The following is a 19,193-nucleotide window of genomic DNA, read 5'->3' as shown; positions in this document are numbered from 1 at the left end:
CCTTCTGGGACCGGCGCAATTTTCCTTTGATTTTTGAGGGGGGAGCTTCCCTCCTTTCCGTTCAGGCTGAGCGACGTCGAAGCGCATACCCGGCGCTATGCCACGAGGTTTATTCCCGTAGCCTTCGGCTTCGCTCAGGCCGAACGGAGGTGGGGGTCAGAACCCCAGTTCGCGCCGGACGTCCTCATAATCCTGTGCGATCGCGGCGACGCCGATGTCGCGCAGTCTTTGATCGTGGCCGACCGCGCAGTGCGTGCCCATGCACATGCCGATGACATGGCCGCCGCTGGCCACCGCGCCGGTCGCACCGACAGGAGAGTCCTCCAGGATCGCGCAATTCGCGATCCGCACGCCCAGCCGCTCGGCCGCGTGGAGATAGAGGTCGGGGGCGGGCTTGCCGCGCGTGACATGCTCGCGGCCGCTATAGATGTGCTCGCCGAACAGCTCGCGCAGACCGATATGGCGCAGATGTTGGTCGATCCAGACGGTCGGGCTGGACGAGACGATCGCTTTGGGGAAATCGGCGGGGAGCGACTTCACGAACGCCACCGCGCCGCCGATCGCCGCCACGCCCTCGGCCATGGCGCGGATATCCTCGGCGCGACGGGCTTCGTAGAAGCTTTCGGGCAGGGTTTGGCCGATGCGGCCCTCGATCGCCGCGATGAAGTCCTTGCCCGCCAGCCCCATATAATGGTGCATCGCTTCTTCGGGCGTATGGGGGTGCCCATTGGCGGTCAGCCATTCGCCGAGATGGCGATTGCCTTCATATTCGCTGTCGATCAGGACACCGTCGAAATCGAACAGAAGGGCGGCGAAGCGGCTCATGCGCGTGCCCCGAACAGCGCGCTGCCGACCCGGACATGGCTGGCGCCGAGCATCGCGGCGACCTCATAATCCTCGGACATGCCCATGCTGAGCTTCGCCAGCCCCAGTTCGCGCGCCATCTTGGCGAGCAGTGCGAAATAGGGGGCGGCGTCCAGGCCATGCGGCGGGATCGCCATCAGGCCGATGATGGGCAGCCCGGCGCTGCGGGCCGTCTCCAGCATCGCAGGGGCCTCGGCAATGGCGCAGCCACCCTTTTGCTCCTCGTCGCCGATATTGACCTGAAGGAAACAGTCGGGCCGCTTTCCGCTCTTGTCCATCGCTTCGGCCAGTGCGGCGATCAGCGAGGGGCGGTCGACCGTGTGGATCACATCGAACAGCGCGACGGCGTCGGCGGCCTTGTTCGACTGAAGCTGGCCGATCAGGTGCAGCTCGACACCCGGATAGGCCGCACGCAGATCGGGCCATTTGGCGGCAGCCTCCTGCACCCGGTTTTCGCCGAAGACACGGTGCCCGGCCTCCAGCAGCGGGCGGATCGTGTCGGCATCATGCGTCTTCGACACCGCGATCAGGGTCGGGGTCGCGTGCTGCCCGAGCTTCGCGGCGTGCTGAAGCTGGGCGGAGACGGTGGCAAGGCGGGAAACGCTGTCGTCGGTCATGCCCGGCGCTATAATGCCCCCGATGGCCGACCGATACCCCGTGACATGGCTGATGACCGACGAGCGGCTGGGGGAGGGGCTTTGGACCGCGCTGCGCCGGCTGCCGCCCGGATCGGGGGTGGTGTTTCGCCATCATGCGACGCCGGCGGCCGAGCGGCGCGCGATTCATCGTCGGGTCTGGCGAATCGCCAGGGCGCGGGGGCTGGTGTTGCTGGTGGCCGGAGGGGGATTGCCCGGTGACGGCGTCCACAAGGCGGGGCGAGGCAGGGGGCTGCGAAGCTGGCCTGCGCATGACCGGGCCGAAGCGGTGGCGGGATGGAGGGCCGGGGCCGACCTGCTGTTCGTCTCGCCGTTATTCCCGACCCGCTCGCATCCGGGTGCTCCGGCCCTGGGTCCGGCACGGGCAATGAGAATCGGCAATGGACTCGGACTAGCGCGAATCGCACTGGGGGGCATGAATGCACAGCGCTTTCGCCGGTTGCGCGGGGTGTTTCATGGCTGGGCCGCGATCGATGCCTGGGCCGCCTAAGGCCGCCCCTGTCCGCTGGCCGGGTTTGCCAGCCGGAAAGCAACGCTGAGGTCCCGTATGCCGACGGGGGCAATGTCGGGAGACTCGCTGTGCGGCGGGGTGATGGAAAGTTTGGCGGCGGCAATCTTGCAAACCGCTTCGTCCACGGCGCCGCCACCCGACTGGACGATCTGGCATTCGGTCACGCGGCCCTTGGCATTGAAATAGAGGCGGGCTGCGACCGGTGCAGTCGGAGGAGACTGTAACGGGGATAGTGACAGCATGAGCTGGATGACCGGCGATATCGCGGAGGGGCCTATCGACCAGGCCGCCATCTCGCGATGGGTGTCGCCGACGGGGGAGCCGGTCGCATCGAGCGCAGGCTTGAAGCGGGCTTTGCGACGCAACAGGGTACAGGTTCCGGTATCGAGCGCCACCGATCCGCTGCTTTCGGTAACGACGCAGTTCGTCACGCGGCCATGATCGTCAACGGACAGAAGCGTGCTGACGATCCCGCTTTCTTCCTTCTGCGCAGCCCGGGTAGGATAGTCATTGGGCTGAAACAGCGTGGTCGGGTTCAGTAACTTGGGCGGCTGCGCGAGGGCTTCGGGGCGTTGAACTGCGAAGGCCAAGACCGTCAGAAAGACCAAATCGTCACCCCCCGCCGCTGTTGCAGGACCGACTTAGAAGCGGAAGGCCGTTCCCAGATAGACCGCCTGGCTGTTGCGGCGATCGTCGTCGATCCGGGCCAGACGCTCGCGATCCGAGCGATAGCGGACACCCGCCGTCACATCGAGGTTGCGCGTCAGCGAATAGGAGCCGCCCATGTCGAGCGAGTAGCTGGACGGCATGTCGATCATCTTCGGCGCGCCGTCGATTGGGCGGTCGGTCGAGGCCTTGACGCGGCCGGTGAAGCGATTCGCAGTATAGCTGACCGCCACATCGGCGCTTTCGCGGCTGCCCGGCAGGCCGGCCAGGTCGACGCGCGCGATATCACCCGACAGCGCAACTCGTTTCCAGCCGACCGAGACGCCGAGGTTATAGGAGATCGGGGCCAGACCGACGGTCGGCGCGGTGTTGGCGGCGACTCGTTCCTCGTTGGTGCGGCTGCTCTGCGCCCGCACCGCGACGGTCACGGGGCGGTTGACGCCGCGCTGGCTTTCCGCCGGGGTGAAGCGCAGGTCGCCCGCATCGAGCCCGCTCTTGGCGAAGATGGCGGCGAGCCGGGGGTCTGCGGCGGACGGGGTAAACCCGCCACGGCCGAGCAAGCTGAGTCCCCGTGCCTTGATCGGGTGCTTATTCTGATCGACCGCGCCGATGGCGGGCGCGACCATCGCAGTCGTGGCGGCCAGCGCCCCGATTGCGATTCCGATCACCACACGCCCGAACGACACGGCCCACCCCTTTTATGAGACCCTTTTGCAAGATTGCTCCTAACACGGAATCTGGCGTGAGCGATCCCATTGTTACGCACGCCATCGCGAATCTTGTCCGAGTGTTGCGCAACCTCCACAGAATCGGTCGTATCGTCGATGATGTCCCGGCGCTTGCCGGGGTGTCGGCACCCCTGTAGAGGCTATAGGCAACCCTTATTCCCGTCCTTCATCGCAGTCAGGATAATGCCGATGCTTCGCCGTTCCGCCACCGCGTTCGCGGTAATCGCCGCTTTGTCGCTCGGCGCCTGTGCCGGCAAGAAGGAGCGCCCGCAGGGTGACCTGGCCGCGTCGAAGATCACCACGATCGGCGTCAATTCCTATCTGTGGCGCGCCAGCCTCGACACGCTGAGCTTCATGCCGCTGGCCGAGACCGACTCCAATGGCGGCGTCATCGTCACCGACTGGTACGTCAACCCGCAGGTCCCGACCGAGCGGATGAAGGTCACCGTCACCATCCTGGACCAGGATCTGCGCGCCGATGCGCTGCGCGTCACCGCGCTGCGCGAAGTCAATCGCACCGGCCAGTGGGTGGAAGCGCCGGTGCAGGCCGCGACCATCCAGAAGCTGGAAGACATCATCCTCACCAAGGCGCGCGACCTGCGCCGCGCCTCGATCACGAAGTAAAAGACCACCCGAATGGCCTCGCGTTACAATGCCCTGAAATCGGATTCGACCTGGCAGCGGATCTGGGAAGAGCGGCGCACCTTCGCCGCCGACGATCACAGCCCCAAGCCCCGGTCCTATGTCCTTGAGATGTTTCCCTATCCGTCGGGGCGCATCCATATGGGGCATGTCCGCAACTATACGATGGGCGACGTGCTGGCGCGCTATCGGCGGATGATCGGGCATGAGGTGCTCCACCCGATGGGTTGGGACGCGTTCGGCATGCCCGCCGAGAATGCCGCGATGGAAAAGGGCGTACATCCGGGCGGCTGGACCCGCGACAATATCGCGACGATGAAGGCGCAGCTGAAGCGACTGGGCTTCGCGCTCGACTGGACGCGCGAGATCGCGACCTGCGAGCCCGATTATTACGGGCATGAGCAGGCGCTGTTCCTCGACCTGTATGCGGGCGGCCTGGTGTACCGCAAGGAATCGGCGGTCAACTGGGACCCGGTCGACATGACCGTGCTGGCCAACGAACAGGTGATCGACGGGCGCGGCTGGCGATCGGGCGCGCTGGTCGAGAAGCGCAAGCTGAACCAGTGGTTCCTGAAGATCACCGACTTCGCCGATGAGCTGCTGGAGGGTCTGACCACCCTGGAGCATTGGCCCGACAAGGTGAAGCTGATGCAGGAGAACTGGATCGGCCGCAGCAAGGGCCTGCAGTTCCGCTTCGCCCCCGTCGCGCCTTTCGCGACGCCGATCGAGGTCTATTCGACCCGTCCCGACACCATCTTCGGGGCGAGCTTCGTCGCGATCGCGGCGGATCATCCGATCGCGCGCGAACTGGCCGAGACGAACGCCGAGGCGGCGGCCTTTATCGAGCGGTGCAAGGCGGGCGGCACGACGGCGGCCGAACTGGAAACGCAGGAAAAGCTGGGCTTCGACACCGGCTATCGGATGCAGCATCCGATGGACGACAGCATCACGCTGCCCGTCTATATCGCGAACTTCGTGCTGATGGACTACGGCACGGGCGCCGTCATGGGCGTGCCCGCGCATGACCAGCGCGACCTGGATTTCGCGCGCAAATATGGCCTGAGCGTCACCCGTGTCGTCGCCGATGGCGACCTGACCGCGCCGGTGTTCGAGGGTGACACCGCCTATACCGGCAGCGGGCAGCTGGTGAACTCCGGCCCGCTTGACGGCATGGAGGTCGAGGCCGCCAAGGCCGCCGTCATCGCCCGCGCCGAGGGTGAGGGCTGGGGCCAGGGCCAGACCGTGTACCGCCTGCGCGACTGGGGCGTCAGCCGCCAGCGTTACTGGGGCACGCCGATCCCGATCATCCACTGCGACGATTGCGGCGCGGTGCCGGTGCCCAAGGACCAGTTGCCGGTCACCCTGCCCGAGGACGTGACCTTCGACGTGCCCGGCAACCCGCTCGATCGCCATGCGACGTGGAAGCATGTCGACTGCCCAAATTGCGGCAAGCCCGCCCGGCGCGAGACCGACACGCTCGACACCTTCGTCGATTCCTCCTGGTATTTCATCCGCTTCGCCAGCCAGCCCAAGGATCGCCCGTTCGATCCCGAGGTGGTGAAGCAGTGGCTGCCCGTTGGGCAATATATCGGCGGCGTCGAGCATGCGATCCTGCACCTGCTCTACGCCCGCTTCTGGACGCGTGCGCTCAAGCATATCGGCCTGATCGACGTGGCGGAGCCGTTCGCGGGTCTGTTCACGCAAGGGATGGTCACGCACGAGAGCTACAAGTCCTCGGACGGCCGCTGGCTGGCCCCCGGAGAAATCCGCGACGGCATCGAGATCGCGACCGGCCAGCCGATCACGGTCGGCCGCGTCGAGAAGATGTCCAAGTCCAAGAAGAACACCGTCGATCCCGAACCCATCGTGGATCAATATGGTGCGGACGCGGTGCGCTGGTTCATGCTGTCCGACAGCCCGCCCGAGCGCGACCTGCCCTGGTCGGAATCGGGTATCGAGGGTTCGTGGCGCTTCGTTCAGCGCCTGTGGCGTCTGTTCGACGGCTCCGAAGCCGCCGAGGGCGAGGACAAGGCGCTGTCCCGCAAGCTGCACCAGACCATCGCGGGCGTCGCGGCGGATATCGAGGCGCTGGCCTTCAACAAGGCCGTCGCCAAGCTCTATGAGCTGGTCAACGCCATCGAAAAGGCCAAGCCTTCCGCCGCGCGCAACGACGCGATCCGCACCACCATGCTGCTGGTCGCGCCGATGGTCCCGCACATGGCCGAGGAAGCCTGGGCCGGGATGGGGCAGGAGGGCCTGATCGCCGACGCCGCCTGGCCGGTGGTCGACGAAAGCCTGCTGGTCGAGGACGAAGTTACCGTCGCGGTGCAGGTCAACGGCAAGCTGCGTGACACGCTGACCGTCGCCAAGGGCCTGCCGAAGGATCAGTTGGAGGCGACCGCGCTGGCGTCGGACAAGATCGTCCGCGCGCTGGACGGGGCTACCCCGAAGAAGGTGATCGTGGTGCCCGACCGTCTGGTGAACATCGTCGCATGAGCCGCGTCCTTCCCCTGATCGCCGCCGGTCTGGCGCTGACGCTGGGTCTGTCGGGCTGTGGGCTGCATCCGCTTTATGCGGGCGGCGGCTCCGGTCCGGTGGCCAATGCCCTGACGCAGATCGAGGTCGCGCCGATCCAGGGGAAGGCGGGCTGGCTGATGGCCAATGCGCTGAACGACCGGCTCGGCGGCAAGACGGGCAATGCCCGTTACCGTCTGGACGTGAAGCTGGACGATCAGATTCGCGGGCTTGGCGTGCGGCGCGACGACTCGGTGGTGCGCGAACGGCGTATCCTGCGCGCGCGCTATCAGCTGGTCGACCAGACAAGCAACGCGGTGCTGGTCGACGCGACCGCCGGATCGGATGCCGGGATCGACGTGGTCCGCTCGGAATATGCCACCATCGCGGCGGAAAATACTGCGCTGGAGCGGCTGTCGGTGATCGTCGCGGACGAGATCGTCGCGCGTCTGGCCACCTATGCCCGGTCGCGGCCCGGTGAGGCGATGGTCCCCGCCCGCCCGTGAAGGCTAACGCCAACCAGATTCGCCAGGCACTGGGACGCCCCTCCGCCGACATCCGCCTCTATCTGCTCCACGGTCCCGACGAGGCGGGGGCAAGCGAGCTGGCGCGAATCCTTGCCAAGGCCATGGGGCAGGATGCCGAGCGGATCGACCTGGACTCGGCCACGCTGAAAAGCGATCCCGCCCGCCTGACCGACGAGGCGGCGTCCATGTCGCTGTTCGGCGGCCCGCGCCACATCCGTATCGCCAGTGTCGGCGAGGAAGGGCTGGCGGCGTTCACCGCGCTGCTGGAGGCCGAGTCGGCGGGCAATCCGGTTGTCGCCATCGCCCCCACGGTCAAGACCACCGCCAAGATCGTGAAGCTGGCGCTCGATTCGCCGCGCGCGATGGCGTTCGGCTGTTATGCACCGACCGCTGCCGACGCCGAGCGGCTGGCGACGACCATCGGCGGCGAAATGGGGCTGCGGCTGGCGGCGGGGGTGCCCGCCCGGCTGGTCGAGGCGGCGGCGGCCGACCGATCGGTGATGATGCGCGAGCTGGAGAAGCTGGCGCTCTATCTCGACGCTGCGCCCGACCGCCCGCGCGAGGTCGATCACGCCGCGATGGATGCGATCGGTGCTGATCTGGGCGAGGTCGAGATGGGCGACGCGGTCGAAGCCGTGGTCGAGGGGCGCGTCGGCGATCTGGGCGGCGAACTGGCGCTGCTCGATGAGGGCGGGGCCTCGCCGATTCCCTGGCTGCGCGCGCTGGCCCGGCGGCTGGTCGCGCTGGCCGAGATGCGCGCCGATATGGATGCGGGTGAGCCGGTCGAGGCGGTGATGAAGCGCCACCGCGTCTTCTTCCGCGACGAGGCGAAGACGGCGCGCGCGCTGCGCCGCTGGACCCCCGCGATGCTGGCGCGCGCGATGGCGCGTATCCGGGCGGCCGAACGCGCGGTGATGGCACCGGGCAATGCCGGGGCGGTCCTGGCCGAGTCGGAAGCGACGATCATCGCGCAAGGAATCGCGCGGCGGGGATAAGGTTTAGAAGGCAAGGATGATGTTCGCGCGGAGGCGCGGAGAACGCCGAGGTGTCTGGCTTGCGGCGACAGCGGCCCTCTTATCGCAACCAAGGTGAGAGTGTCTCAACTTGGCCCCGACCCATTCATCTCCGCGTCTTCGCGTCTCCGCGTGAACCATTCTTCTGAAAAAGCGCGACACGCTCCTTAAAGCTGGTGCCCCGTCCGATCCCGCTTGGTCGCGAGATAGCGTTCGTTGTGCGGATTGGGCGGCAGGCTGTGCGCGACCCGCTCGATCACCTGCACCCCCGCCGCGTTCAGCCCCGCGACCTTGGCCGGATTGTTGGTCAGCAGCCGCACTGTGTCCTGTCCCATCAGGGTCAGCATCCGCGCCGCCACGCCGAAGTCGCGGGCGTCGATCGCAAAGCCGAGCCGCGTATTGGCGTCGACCGTGTCGAAGCCCTGATCCTGAAGCTGGTACGCGCGCAGCTTGTTGACCAGCCCGATCCCACGCCCCTCCTGCCGCAGATAGAGCAGGATCCCCCAGCCCGACTCGGCAATGGCATGAATCGCGGCGTGAAGCTGCGGCCCGCAATCGCATTTCAGGCTGCCGAGCACATCGCCGGTCAGGCATTCGCTATGCAGGCGCACCAGCGGCGGCTGGCCGTTCGGCTGGCCGATCAGCAGCGCGACATGCTCGCCGGCCGCATGGGGCGAGCGGAAGGCGACGATCTCGGCATTCTCCGCACCCGCCACGGGCAGGCGCGCGCGGGTGGCGATGGCCAGCGCCTCGGCATTTTCATGCGCGGCGATGTCGGCGAGCGAAATCGCCGCCTCGACGCCGGTGCCGCCTACGAAGAAGGCGGGCAGCATCCCCGCAATCCGCGCGAACCGGATCGCCGCCGCGGCGACTGCCGGATCGGGCAGGGGGAGGGCGCGGAACGGACCCTTGAGCGGGGTCGCCAGGTCGAATTGCGGGTCGGCCAGCGCGGTGGCGGCGGCAAAGTCGACCCAGGGTGCGCGCTCGACCAGCACGGCGGCGTCGGGATCGGCCGCCTCCAGCTGGTTGGTCAGCTTCAACGTCGCGGCGCGCCCGGCGGAGATCAGGACGGGCGCACGGGCCTCGGGATCGAAGGCGGCGAGGCGGAGCGGGTCGGCCGTCTCGACCGCGAGCAGCGCCTGGCCCGCAATCGCGATCGGCCAGCCCCGGCGTAGCGCATCGATCGCACGCGCCGCCGCCTTGGAGTCGGGAAGGCTCAAAAATCGAATTCCGTCATGATCGGGATATGGTCGGAGGGTTTCAGCCAACTGCGGCACGGCTCGAACACCTGATGCGACACCGCCTTTTCGGCCACGTCGCGGGTCGCCCACATATGGTCGAGCCGCCGCCCGCGATCCGACGCCGCCCAGTCCTTCGCGCGGTAGCTCCACCAGGTATAGAGACGCTGCGGCGCGGGGATGAAATGGCGGCCGAGATCGACCCAGTCGTTCGACGCCTGGAGCTTGCCCAGCGTTTCCACCTCGATCGGGGTATGGCTGACCACGTCGAGCAGCTGCTTGTGGCTCCACACGTCCGATTCGAGCGGCGCGATGTTGAAGTCGCCGGTCAGGATCGTCGGACAATCGAGCTGGCCCGACCATTCGATCATACGGCCGAGAAAATCGAGCTTCTGGCCGAATTTCGGGTTCACCTCACGGTCGGCCACGTCGCCGCCCGCCGGGATATAGACATTCTCCAGCCGCACCCCGTTAGGCAACCGGATGCCGACATGCCGCGCCTCGGCATTGGCCTGCCAGTCGAGACGGTCGTCCTCGGTGATCGGCACCTTCGCCACGATGGCGACGCCGTGGTGCATCCGCTGGCCATGGATGATGATGTGGTCGTAACCCAGCGACCGGAACAGGTCGAAGGGGAAGTCGTCATCGACCACCTTCGTCTCCTGCAGACACAGCACATCGGGCGCGGCCTCCATCAGGAATTGCTCTACGATCGCGGCGCGGAAACGCACCGAATTGATGTTCCAGGAGGCGATTTTCACGAAACGCGATGTAGCGGGGGCAGGGGGGTGAGACAAGATTACCTGACCCCCATTCCTCCCCTGCAAGGGGAGGAATGAACAAAAGGAAAGGCCCCCGCTCCGGGGGCATGGAGCGAGGGCCGACCTAGCGTTCGTCACGCAGGCGGGATGAGGGTGCTTGTTCGAGCAACAGGGGGGAATCTCGAACGCCCCTCAACCGCAACACCTTGATAGGGCAGCGAACCTGTCGCCCGGATGAATGAAACGACCCGCCAGCGTTCAGTTACGGGTCGGGGTCCTCCGTGGGTCGTTGAATCGGAACGCCTTGTCGTCGACCGGCACCCCGAATCGCTGGTTGGACAGGCGAATCGTCGTCCGGTTGTTCTGGCTGTCGAGCGCGACCCAGCCCTGCATCATCAGCCCGCCGGGGGCCGACGCATCGCGGGCGAAGACCAGGGTGATCTTGCCGTACTCGGGATGCTTCGGATCGTTCGCCTCGACCGAGAGCAGGCGCGGGTCGGCGCTGGGCACGACCTTGGCATAACGACCGATATCGCGGCTGGGGTCGAGCAGCACGCCGAGCGGCGAGTTCTTGATCGGCCAGCGCTGCACCTGCTTGACCGAATAATCGATGAAGGTCAGCGCGCCGCCGTCCGCGACGATCAGCAGGGGCACGCCCTTTTCATATTGGAAGCGGATCTTGCCCGGCTTCTTCATGGTCAGCGTGCCGGTCAGCACCTTGCCCGCCCGGTCGGTCTGGGTGAAGTCGGCGGTCATGGTCTGCACCGATTGCAGGTGACGCTGCACCGCCGCCAGATCGCCATTGGCCTGTGCCAGCGCGGGGACGGGGGCGGCGACCATCGCCATGGCGGTCGGCGCCAGCAGGGCGGACGCCATCATCGAACGGATCATCAAATCACTCCTTTGGGCACGCCTGTCCTTGCGCGCCGCCTATTGAACGGGTCGTGAATTCTCAGGCTTACAGGGTGAAGGCGGCCTTCAGCCCCAGGATCGTCACGTCATCGGCCTGCGCATAGCCGCCGGGATGGTGGACGAACTGGACGTTGGGCCGCATCTCCAGCCATTCGGCGGGGTGGATGCTGTAATAGACTTCGGCCGCATATTCGGAGCCCTGCACGGCGGGCCGGGTCGGATCGAGTCGCTGGCCATCGGCAACCCGGTTGTTCACATGGGTTCGCGCCACGCCGAAGCCCAGCACGTCGCCGGGCACGGCGGGGACCAGCCCCTTGTAGAACAGGCCCGCCGCCACCTGGTTGTCGGTCACGCTGGTCGCGCGGTCGGCCTGGGTCGCGTTCAGGAAGACGCTGAGGCCGTTCTCCGCCTTGCCGTCCTTGGTTTCGCCGGTCAGCTGCTGCTGGATGTTGATATAGACGCCGTAGCGGCTGCTGCGTTCCAGCGAGGCCAGCCCGGTGATCGCGATCGGACGGCGATTGATATCGAGGAAGACGTCCGGCGCATCCGCCGTCGCGATCCAGCCGCCGAGCTTGTACGATCCGATCCGCCCGGCGGTCGCGTTACGAATCCAGCCCACCTCGGCGGGGACCAGCACGCCGGTCGCGCCCTTGAAGTGGCCGATGAAGAAATCATTGTCGAGGTTACGCGGATTGATCTCATAGACCGCGCCCTGGACGTACAGATCGTCGCGCGGTTCGTAGCGCAGCCGCGCCCCCCACTGGCTGACCGGCCAGTTCTGCCAATAGTCGCCGACCAGATTGCCGGGCTGCGCACCGCAGAAGCTGAGGTTCATGAAGTGGCAGGAAAAGATCGCGAAATCCTCGCCCGGATTGGTGCGGCCCAGCTTCAGCTCGAAGCGATCGCCGATCCGTTGTTCGTACCAGAACTGGGTCAGGCGCAGCGTCTGGCCGCGCCCATAGACCTCCTGCACCTGTTGCAGCGTGCCAAGATTCGCATCGTCGCTGAGATTGCGGCCCCGGCGATAGGTGAGGGTGGCCTGAAACGCGCCGCCCTTCAGCCCCATTATCTTTTCCAGATCGAACAGCGCACCCGCGTCGAACTGCCCCGTCTCGCGGAACAGAGTCTTGCGCCCGCCGGTGACGTTGGCGGCGCTTTCCGAGGCATAGCGCGCGGTGACAGTGATGCCGCGTTCGTTCAGCCGGGTGCGGATATCGTGCCAGTCGCCGATGATCCCCGGCGGCGGCGTGCGGCGGGTGTCGGCGGTGATCACAGAGGGTGCGCTGTCGGAAGGGCGGACCGGGCGGCGGCGGGTGGGCGTACGCTGCGTATCCCCGGCGGCGGCATCGGGGGTGACACGCGCGGCGGTCGGCACGGGATCGGTGGTCTGCTGGGGCGGCAGCGGGGCCGCCATCAGCAGCGGCGTCCAGATCATCGTCGTCAGCATCGCCCCTCTTCCCCGAACCTTATCGTTGCGGAGGCCAAACGATCGGACGGGCAAAAGGTGCCGTAAACGTCAATCCTGCCCGGCACGGGGAGGGGGACCGCCGCGAAGCGGTGGTGGAGGGGGGCGTGCCGCTAAGCGAGTCGCTTGTGGAAGCCCCCCTCCGTCAGGCTTTCAGCCTGCCACCTCCCCGTACCGGGGAGGAATTACTCAGCCCTGCTCCGCCGCGCGGACCTGATCCACGTACTCGCCATAGCCTTGCGCTTCCATATCCCCCAAGGGCACGAAGCGCAGCGAGGCCGAGTTGATGCAGTAGCGCAAACCCCCACGATCGCGCGGGCCGTCGGGGAAGACATGGCCCAGATGGCTGTCGCCATGCGCCGAGCGGACTTCGGTGCGGACCATGCCGTGCGTGGTGTCGCGCAGTTCGTTGACATGGGCGGGCTCGATCGGCCGGGTGAAGCTGGGCCAGCCGCAGTGCGAATCGAACTTGTCGGCCGACGCGAACAGCGGCTCGCCCGAGACGATATCGACATACAGGCCCGGCTCGCGGGTGTGGAGATATTCGCCGGTGCCGGGGCGCTCGGTGCCGCTTTCCTGCGTCACATAATATTGCTCGGGGGTCAGCTTCGCGAGCGCTTCCTCGGTCTTGGCATAACGGGTATTGGCCATGGGACTGTCCTTTCCGTGAAATCAGGCAGCAGCAGGTTCGGCGGCGATCTGGCGCAGCGCCTGCTCGAAGGATTCGGGCGGCTGTCCGCCCGAGATGAGATAGCGATTGTCGATCACGATGGCGGGCACCGACTGGATGCCGCGCCCCTGCCACAGCCGCTCCGCCTCGCGTACCTCGGTCGCGTAGCGGTCGGACGACAGGATCGCACGGGCTTCAACGGCGTCCAGCCCGGCGCGGGTGACGGCGGCGACCAGCACGTCATGGTTCGAGATATCCTCGCCCCGCGTGAAATAGCTGTCGAACAGCGCGTGCTTCAGCGCCGCCTGCTGCCCCCCGATCTCCGCCCAATGGAGCAGCCGGTGCGCGTCGAAGCTGTTATAGATGCGCGCATCGTCGCCCATCGCCATGGTGAAGCCGACCGAGGCCGCCCGCTCGCGGATATTGGCGCGGTTGGCGGCCGACTGTTCGGGCGTCGCGCCATATTTGCGGCCGATATGCTCGACGATATTCTCGCCCTCGGGCGCCATGGCGGGGTTCAGCTCGAAGGGCTGGAAATGGATATCCGCCTCGACCGTATCGCCCAATCGCTCCAGCGCGATCTCCAGCCCGCGCAGCCCGATGATGCACCAGGGGCAGGAAATGTCGGAGACGAAATCGATACGAAGGCGGCGGGGCATGGAAAGTCCTGGCTGAAGCGACCCCAGACCGGCCGCCCCGCCTATGTGGGAGGGCGATCCGGCCCCCGCAACCGTGGCGCTACCAACGGACCCGGACCCAGCCGTCCACCGCCTCGTCCTCCGGGCTGGGATAGACGGCGCGGACCGTCGCGGAGCCATCCGCCTTGGTCGGTGCCCCGGTCAGCACGGGCCGGAAATCGCACAACCCGCCCTGTGCGCGAGGGAAGGGGCCACGCCAATGGTCCCCGGCGATTCGTCGCGGCTGGCCTGATCGATAGTCCATGCCTGGTTTCTCCCGGTGCCGATCATGCCGCCATCCGGGCATCCCGGCCATCCGGGAAAAGCCCGGTATTTCGTGCACTTGGGTAAGGGGTGGGAACAGAGGCCGGTCCTGCCGCCTTGTGTACTGCGCACGCTTTGCCATGTCCGGCCCCGCCGGATACCAGCAGGCGAACCGCTTGAGAGGGAGTTGGACGGATGACGAAGACAGTTCTGGTGACGGGCGCGACCGCCGGGATCGGGGCGGGCACCGCGCGGGCCTTTGTCGCGGCGGGATGGCGGGTGATCGGCACGGGCCGCCGCGCCGACCGGCTCCAGGCGCTGGCCGACGAACTGGGCGATGCGTTCCACCCGCTGGCCTTCGACATCACCGATGAGGAGGCGCTCGACGCCGCGCTGGGCGGTTTGCCGGAGGATTTCGCCGCAATCGACCTGCTCATCAACAATGCCGGTCTCGCACTCGGCACCAAGCCCGCCCAGGACAGCGATCTGGCCCAGTGGCGCACGATGATCGCGACCAATATCGACGGCCTCATCACCATCACCCACCGGCTGCTGCCCGGCCTGATCGCGCGGCGCGGGGGGATTATCAACCTGTCCTCGGTGGCGGCGAACTATCCCTATACCGGCGGCAACGTCTATGGCGGGACCAAGGCGTTCGTGAAGCAATTCTCGCTGAACCTGCGCGCCGACCTGCACGGCAAGGGGGTGCGCGTCACCTCGATCGAGCCGGGGATGGTCGAAACGGAGTTCACGACCATCCGCACCGGCGGCGACCAGGCGGCGTCGGACGCGCTCTATGCGGGGTCGGACCCGATGACGGCGCAGGATATCGCCGCCACGCTGCTCTGGGTCGCCGAGCTGCCACCGCACCTGAACATCAACCGGTTGGAACTGATGCCGGTCAGCCAGTCCTTTGCGGGCTTCCAGGTCGCGCGGGCGGAGTGACTATAGCGGTCGATGCATCACCAAGGCATCGACCGGCCCCAGGCGCGGGTGCCGGAACGCCCCCGGCACCCGTCCGACCGTCGCAAAGCCCAGCGCCGTCCACAGATGCACGGCGGCCGCGTTGCTGGCGACCACGAAGTTGAACTGCATCGCGGCAAAGCCCCGCGCACGGGCTTGGTCGAAGGAGTGCACGGCCATCGCCCGCGCCACCCCCCGTCCGCGCGCGGCGGGGCTGGTCATATAGCCCGCATTGGCGACATGATCCCCACCACCCGCCTGATTGGCGCGGAGGTAATAGGTGCCGAGGATGGCGCCTTCCTCTTCGAACACGAAGACCGTTTTGTCGTCACCAAACCAGTAAGCGAGCGCCGCGTCCTGCGTCATCGCTGGATCGAGCGCATAGGTCTCACCCGCGCGGATCACCGGAAGAATGATCGCCGCGATGGCGGCATGGTCTTGGCGAAGGGCGGGGCGGATGGGCATGATTACCCGCGTACAGCTGGTTGATGACGATGACGATTGCGTCTGACGGGCATCTTCTGTTTCCTTGAAATGGATATAAGCGGAGCAAGCGGTTGAGCAACTATCATCTCGGGCATTTGGCCAAGGTAGACCTTCGCAACATCTGGTTGAGCGAGTCGTCCGACTTTACGCCGTGGCTGGCACGAGAAGAAAATCTGGTGATCCTGGCCGAAACGCTGGGACTCGAACTGGAGCTGGAGGCGCAGGAAAAAGCGGTCGGGCCGTTTCGTGCGGACATCCTGTGCAAGGACATCGGCACAAATGCCTGGGTGCTGATCGAGAACCAGTTGGAACGCACCGACCATGCGCATCTGGGGCAATTACTGACCTATGCCTCGGGGTTGGAGGCGGTCACGATCGTATGGATCGCCGCTCGCTTTACCGAGGAGCATCGTTCTACGCTGGACTGGCTGAACCGCATCACCGACGAGACATTCCGCTTCTTCGGTGTCGAGGTCGAACTCTGGCGGATCGGCGAGTCCCCCGCCGCGCCGCGATTCAATATCGTGTCCAAACCCAATAACTGGAACAAGCTGGTCACCCAGGCGGCCCGCGCGATCGACGAGTCCGCGTTGACCGCGACCCGATCGATGCAGCTCGCCTATTGGAGCGCTTTTGGCGTTCTTCTGATGGCCAAGGGAGGTCCTTTGGCCAAGGAACGCAAGCCCCAGCCGCAATCCTGGATGTCCTATTCGGTCGGCCGGAGCGGGTTTGGGGTAAACGCCTCACAATCCCGGCCCAAGCGGCAGGTGCGCGCCGAACTTTATATCTCAAACGCCTATGCCAAGCCGTTTTTCCACCTGCTGCACCAGCAGCGATTCGAGATCGAAGGCGAACTGGGCTATACGCTGGACTGGGACGAATTGCCCGAAGGGCGCGACACCCGCATTTCGGTGGCTCTGCATGACACCGATCCCGAGGATCAGGCAGACTGGCCACGCCAGCATGAATGGCTGGCGACTCGCCTGAACCAGTTCCACCGCGTCTTTGCGCCCCGCGTGAAGGCGCTAAATCACCAGACATGGAAGCGTAATCCCGAAATCAGCAGCTGATAGGGACATGAGGGAAGGATGATAGCGTCGCTTTACGACGAGGGCGATTCCATCTTGGGAATCGCTGGAGCGGGCGAAGGGATTCGAACCCTCGACCCCAACCTTGGCAAGGTTGTGCTCTACCCCTGAGCTACGCCCGCTCTGGCGTTCCGAACCGGCTGACCGGCTGGGGTGAGGCGGGCTATTAGATGTGGGTTTCGAATCCGGCAAGCACTTTTTTCAATTTTTTTACGGCTGGCGACTCCGATCATAGAACATTACAAGAACATATATGGAGGAGCCCTTCGCCCTGATCGACCGTCTGCGCCGCGCCGCCGCTTTGGTGGCGGATGGTACGGATGGCGGGGTGGAGTCGGGGCGGGGCTTCGAGCTGCGGCTGGCCGTTGCACAACTCCATGAAATCCATGCGCTTTCGTTGGAAGAGGCGGCAAGCGGCGCGGGGCTGGCGCTGGGCTGTGCGCTGACGGTGGGGGCGCGGCCGATCCTGTGGCTGCGCACCGAGGCGGCCGAGCGGCAGGGCGGGCGACTCCATGGGCCGGGGCTGGTGGCGATGGGGCTCGACCCCGCCGATCTGGTCGTGGTGGTGGTCGCCGATGATGCCGCGCTGTTGCGCGCGGCCGCCGATGGCGCGCGCTGTCCGGGGCTGGGCACGGTGATCGCGGAGGGCTGGGGGGCGATGCGCGGGCTGGACCTCACCGCGTCGCGGCGGCTGATGCTGGCGGCCGAAGCCTCGGGCGTGCTGATGCTGGTGCTGCGCGTCGGGGGGCAGGTCGTGCCCAGCGCAGCGGCGACCCGCTGGTCGGTCGCGTCGGCCCCCTCGCGGGCGCTGGCGGCCGACGCGCCGGGAGTACCGGCCTATGATCTGGAATTGCTGCGCCGAAGGGGAGGGCCTGCGGGCGCCCGGTGGCGCGTGGAGTGGAACCGTGACACGCAAAGCTTCGATCCCGCGCCGCTATCTGGCGCTCGTCTTCCCCTGGTTGCCGATCGAGCGGTTGCGGGCGCGCCGCCCGCACCTGTTCGTGGCGCGGGATGAGGCGCCGATCGCCTTTGCCGAATCGGTCGGCGGCGCGATTCGCCTCGCCGCCCTCAACGCCCCGGCGGCCGCGGCTGGGCTGTCGGTCGGGTTGACGCTGGCCGATGCGCGCGCGCGGGTGCCCGAGGTCGAGATTTACCCGCACGATCCTGCCGCCGATGCCGACTGGCTGGAGAGATTGGCCGAGGGCGTGCGGCGCTATAGCCCGGCGGTGGCGCTCGACCCGCCGCAGGGGCTGGTGCTCGATTCGGGCGGCGCGGATCATCTGTTCGGCGGCGAGCGCGGGCTGGCCGAGGATATCGAGACGCGGATGGCGCGGCGGGGCCTGACCGTGCGGCTGGCCTATGCCGACACGCCAGAGGCGGCGCGGGCGTTGGCGCGCCATGCGGGGGCACCGGCGCCCGACGAGATGGGAGCGATCCGCCGCCTGCCCGTCGCCGCGCTGGAACTGGACGAGGATGCCAGCGCGGCGTTGATCGCGGCGGGATTGAAATCGGTCGGCGAGGTGCTGGCGCGGCCGATGGCGACGATCGCGGCGCGCTTCGGGCGGGAGGCGGCGACCGCGCTCCGGCGGCTGACCGGGGAGGAGGACAGCCCGTTGACCCCGCGCGTCGTGGCTGCGCCGATCGGCGTGGAGCGGCGCTTTGCCGAGCCGGTGGCGCGGACCGAGCATATGCTGGGCGTGCTGGAGGAACTGACGGGGGAAGCGGCACGCGCGCTGGAGGAGCGGCACGAGGGCGGGCGACGCTGGGACGCGCGGCTGTTCCGTTCGGATGGCGAGGTGCAGCATCTGCGGGTCGAGACGGGGCAGCCGACCCGCGATCCCGCCGTGCTGCTCCGGCTGTTCCGCGAGCGGATCGAGGCGCTGGCCGATCCGCTCGACCCCGGTTTTGGATACGACCTGATCCGGCTGGATGTGGGGCTCGCCGAAAAGCTGGACGCGGTGCAGCTTCGGCTGGAGGGCGGCGAGGCCAAGTCGGAGGCGGTGGCGGCGCTGATCGACCGGCTGGGCACACGGCTGGGGCGCGAGCGGGTGCGACGGATCCATCCACGCGACAGCCATATGCCCGAACAGGCCGAACTGCTCCTGCCCGCGACCGATCCCGCGCCCAAGGCCGAATGGACCCGGCCCGAGCCGGGGGAGCCGCCCCTGCGTCCGATTCACCTGTTCGATCCGCCCCAGCCGATCGAGTCGCTCGCCGCCGAAACGCCGGATGGCCCCCCGGCGCGGTTTCGCTGGCGGCGGAAAATGCATGACGTGGCGCGCGCCGAGGGGCCGGAGCGGATCGCGGGCGAATGGTGGCGACGGGCGGACATGTCCCCGCCGACGCGCGACTATTACCGGGTCGAGGATGTGCGCGGGCGGCGCTTCTGGATCTTCCGCCATGGTCTGTACAGCGAGACCGAGCGGCCGCGCTGGTATGTCCACGGGCTGTTCGCGTGAGGGGATATCGCCACGATCCTCCCCGGCACGGGGAGGTGGCAGCGCGGAGCGCTGACGGAGGGGGCGCGCCGCTGGGAACGTTCCTTGCC

Annotated in this window: 20 protein-coding genes and 1 tRNA gene; 9 read left to right on the top strand and 12 right to left on the bottom strand. The window is 67.0% G+C overall.

From position 1 onward, the window contains the following. Positions 1 to 156: 156 nt before the first annotated feature. Positions 157 to 825: an HAD family hydrolase gene (locus SP5_RS08360; protein ID WP_042486882.1), complete on the bottom strand. Its 669-nt coding sequence runs from the start codon at positions 823 to 825 to the stop codon at positions 157 to 159. Next, positions 822 to 1,481 carry a YggS family pyridoxal phosphate-dependent enzyme gene (locus SP5_RS08355; protein WP_042486879.1) on the bottom strand — a complete coding sequence of 220 codons (660 nt, stop codon included), beginning with the start codon at positions 1,479 to 1,481 and terminating at the stop codon, positions 822 to 824. Before SP5_RS08355 ends, SP5_RS08360 begins: the two co-directional genes overlap by 4 nt. Before the next feature lie 22 nt (positions 1,482 to 1,503). Here SP5_RS08355 and SP5_RS08350 point away from each other — a divergent pair, with 22 nt between their 5' ends. Beyond that, positions 1,504 to 2,010 carry a thiamine phosphate synthase gene (locus tag SP5_RS08350; RefSeq protein ID WP_245613433.1) on the top strand — a complete coding sequence of 169 codons (507 nt, stop codon included), beginning with the start codon at positions 1,504 to 1,506 and terminating at the stop codon, positions 2,008 to 2,010. Here the strand turns inward: SP5_RS08350 and SP5_RS18495 are convergent. Further along, positions 2,007 to 2,639, bottom strand: coding sequence for a TonB family protein (locus SP5_RS18495; RefSeq protein WP_084220616.1), 633 nt, complete (start codon positions 2,637 to 2,639; stop codon positions 2,007 to 2,009). The genes SP5_RS08350 and SP5_RS18495 overlap by 4 nt on opposite strands. A gap of 33 nt (positions 2,640 to 2,672) precedes the next feature. Further along, positions 2,673 to 3,383: a hypothetical protein gene (locus SP5_RS08340; protein WP_174435526.1), complete on the bottom strand. Its 711-nt coding sequence runs from the start codon at positions 3,381 to 3,383 to the stop codon at positions 2,673 to 2,675. 231 nt (positions 3,384 to 3,614) lie between these two features. On the opposite strand from SP5_RS08340, the gene SP5_RS08335 reads away from it, so the two are divergent. Genes SP5_RS08335 through holA form a run of 4 tightly spaced genes read left to right on the top strand, consistent with a single transcriptional unit; the run spans position 3,615 to position 8,103 of the window. Then, positions 3,615 to 4,049: a DUF3576 domain-containing protein gene (locus SP5_RS08335; RefSeq protein ID WP_042487082.1), complete on the top strand. Its 435-nt coding sequence runs from the start codon at positions 3,615 to 3,617 to the stop codon at positions 4,047 to 4,049. A 12-nt stretch (positions 4,050 to 4,061) separates the two neighbouring features. Next, on the top strand, positions 4,062 to 6,563 hold the full coding sequence (gene leuS, locus SP5_RS08330; protein ID WP_042486874.1) for a leucine--tRNA ligase: 2,502 nt from the start codon (positions 4,062 to 4,064) through the stop codon (positions 6,561 to 6,563). Next, positions 6,560 to 7,087, top strand: coding sequence for an LPS assembly lipoprotein LptE (gene lptE, locus SP5_RS08325; protein WP_042486871.1), 528 nt, complete (start codon positions 6,560 to 6,562; stop codon positions 7,085 to 7,087). The genes leuS and lptE overlap by 4 nt, the downstream gene beginning before the upstream one ends. Beyond that, positions 7,084 to 8,103, top strand: coding sequence for a DNA polymerase III subunit delta (holA, locus tag SP5_RS08320; RefSeq protein ID WP_042486868.1), 1,020 nt, complete (start codon positions 7,084 to 7,086; stop codon positions 8,101 to 8,103). Before lptE ends, holA begins: the two co-directional genes overlap by 4 nt. Before the next feature lie 185 nt (positions 8,104 to 8,288). Here the strand turns inward: holA and ribA are convergent, their stop codons facing one another. From ribA to SP5_RS08290, 6 genes are all read right to left on the bottom strand, one after another. Next, positions 8,289 to 9,341 (bottom strand): GTP cyclohydrolase II, encoded by a 1,053-nt coding sequence (gene ribA / locus SP5_RS08315; protein ID WP_042486865.1) that lies wholly within the window; start codon positions 9,339 to 9,341, stop codon positions 8,289 to 8,291. Beyond that, positions 9,338 to 10,120: an exodeoxyribonuclease III gene (locus tag SP5_RS08310; RefSeq protein WP_042486862.1), complete on the bottom strand. Its 783-nt coding sequence runs from the start codon at positions 10,118 to 10,120 to the stop codon at positions 9,338 to 9,340. The genes ribA and SP5_RS08310 overlap by 4 nt, the downstream gene beginning before the upstream one ends. A gap of 258 nt (positions 10,121 to 10,378) precedes the next feature. Further along, entirely contained in the window at positions 10,379 to 11,011 is a 633-nt protein-coding gene (locus SP5_RS08305; protein ID WP_439645608.1) for a LolA family protein, read from the bottom strand. Positions 11,012 to 11,078: 67 nt separating this feature from the next. Continuing rightward, positions 11,079 to 12,479, bottom strand: a complete 1,401-nt coding sequence (locus SP5_RS08300) for a carbohydrate porin (protein ID WP_042486859.1) — start codon at positions 12,477 to 12,479, stop codon at positions 11,079 to 11,081. A 207-nt stretch (positions 12,480 to 12,686) separates the two neighbouring features. Beyond that, complete coding sequence (msrB, locus tag SP5_RS08295; RefSeq protein ID WP_042486857.1) at positions 12,687 to 13,148, bottom strand: peptide-methionine (R)-S-oxide reductase MsrB; 462 nt, start codon at positions 13,146 to 13,148, stop codon at positions 12,687 to 12,689. A 21-nt stretch (positions 13,149 to 13,169) separates the two neighbouring features. Beyond that, entirely contained in the window at positions 13,170 to 13,826 is a 657-nt protein-coding gene (locus SP5_RS08290) for a DsbA family oxidoreductase (RefSeq protein WP_042486854.1), read from the bottom strand. A 477-nt stretch (positions 13,827 to 14,303) separates the two neighbouring features. On the opposite strand from SP5_RS08290, the gene SP5_RS08285 reads away from it, so the two are divergent. Then, the gene (locus SP5_RS08285; protein WP_042486851.1) at positions 14,304 to 15,053 is read left to right on the top strand and encodes an SDR family NAD(P)-dependent oxidoreductase; all 750 of its coding nucleotides are present in this window, start codon (positions 14,304 to 14,306) and stop codon (positions 15,051 to 15,053) included. On the opposite strand, the gene SP5_RS08280 is transcribed toward SP5_RS08285, so the two are convergent. Next, on the bottom strand, positions 15,054 to 15,536 hold the full coding sequence (locus SP5_RS08280; RefSeq protein WP_042486849.1) for a GNAT family N-acetyltransferase: 483 nt from the start codon (positions 15,534 to 15,536) through the stop codon (positions 15,054 to 15,056). A 116-nt stretch (positions 15,537 to 15,652) separates the two neighbouring features. Here SP5_RS08280 and SP5_RS08275 point away from each other — a divergent pair, with 116 nt between their 5' ends. Beyond that, positions 15,653 to 16,627, top strand: a complete 975-nt coding sequence (locus SP5_RS08275) for a DUF4268 domain-containing protein (protein WP_217995688.1) — start codon at positions 15,653 to 15,655, stop codon at positions 16,625 to 16,627. Positions 16,628 to 16,692: 65 nt separating this feature from the next. Here the strand turns inward: SP5_RS08275 and SP5_RS08270 are convergent. Then, positions 16,693 to 16,767, bottom strand: a tRNA-Gly gene (locus SP5_RS08270). Between the two features lie 131 nt (positions 16,768 to 16,898). On the opposite strand from SP5_RS08270, the gene SP5_RS08265 reads away from it, so the two are divergent. Continuing rightward, entirely contained in the window at positions 16,899 to 17,660 is a 762-nt protein-coding gene (locus tag SP5_RS08265; RefSeq protein ID WP_042486843.1) for a hypothetical protein, read from the top strand. Beyond that, positions 17,551 to 19,104 carry a Y-family DNA polymerase gene (locus SP5_RS08260; RefSeq protein WP_245613432.1) on the top strand — a complete coding sequence of 518 codons (1,554 nt, stop codon included), beginning with the start codon at positions 17,551 to 17,553 and terminating at the stop codon, positions 19,102 to 19,104. The genes SP5_RS08265 and SP5_RS08260 overlap by 110 nt, the downstream gene beginning before the upstream one ends. Positions 19,105 to 19,193: the final 89 nt, after the last annotated feature.

The organism is Sphingomonas parapaucimobilis NBRC 15100 (genome assembly GCF_000787715.1).
Classification (GTDB): Bacteria; Pseudomonadota; Alphaproteobacteria; order Sphingomonadales; family Sphingomonadaceae; genus Sphingomonas; species Sphingomonas parapaucimobilis.
This window is presented reverse-complemented; position numbering and strand designations above follow the sequence as displayed.

Coding starts and splice junctions, on each gene's coding strand:
- SP5_RS08300 (WP_042486859.1), bottom strand. CDS start 12,479: ATGCTGACGACGATGATCTGGACGCCGCTGCTGATGGCGGCCCCGCTG.
- leuS (WP_042486874.1), top strand. CDS start 4,062: ATGGCCTCGCGTTACAATGCCCTGAAATCGGATTCGACCTGGCAGCGG.
- SP5_RS08265 (WP_042486843.1), top strand. CDS start 16,899: ATGGAGGAGCCCTTCGCCCTGATCGACCGTCTGCGCCGCGCCGCCGCT.
- msrB (WP_042486857.1), bottom strand. CDS start 13,148: ATGGCCAATACCCGTTATGCCAAGACCGAGGAAGCGCTCGCGAAGCTG.
- SP5_RS08355 (WP_042486879.1), bottom strand. CDS start 1,481: ATGACCGACGACAGCGTTTCCCGCCTTGCCACCGTCTCCGCCCAGCTT.
- SP5_RS08280 (WP_042486849.1), bottom strand. CDS start 15,536: ATGCCCATCCGCCCCGCCCTTCGCCAAGACCATGCCGCCATCGCGGCG.
- SP5_RS08290 (WP_042486854.1), bottom strand. CDS start 13,826: ATGCCCCGCCGCCTTCGTATCGATTTCGTCTCCGACATTTCCTGCCCC.
- SP5_RS08285 (WP_042486851.1), top strand. CDS start 14,304: ATGACGAAGACAGTTCTGGTGACGGGCGCGACCGCCGGGATCGGGGCG.
- lptE (WP_042486871.1), top strand. CDS start 6,560: ATGAGCCGCGTCCTTCCCCTGATCGCCGCCGGTCTGGCGCTGACGCTG.
- SP5_RS08305 (WP_439645608.1), bottom strand. CDS start 11,011: ATGATCCGTTCGATGATGGCGTCCGCCCTGCTGGCGCCGACCGCCATG.
- SP5_RS08335 (WP_042487082.1), top strand. CDS start 3,615: ATGCTTCGCCGTTCCGCCACCGCGTTCGCGGTAATCGCCGCTTTGTCG.
- SP5_RS08360 (WP_042486882.1), bottom strand. CDS start 825: ATGAGCCGCTTCGCCGCCCTTCTGTTCGATTTCGACGGTGTCCTGATC.
- SP5_RS08350 (WP_245613433.1), top strand. CDS start 1,504: ATGGCCGACCGATACCCCGTGACATGGCTGATGACCGACGAGCGGCTG.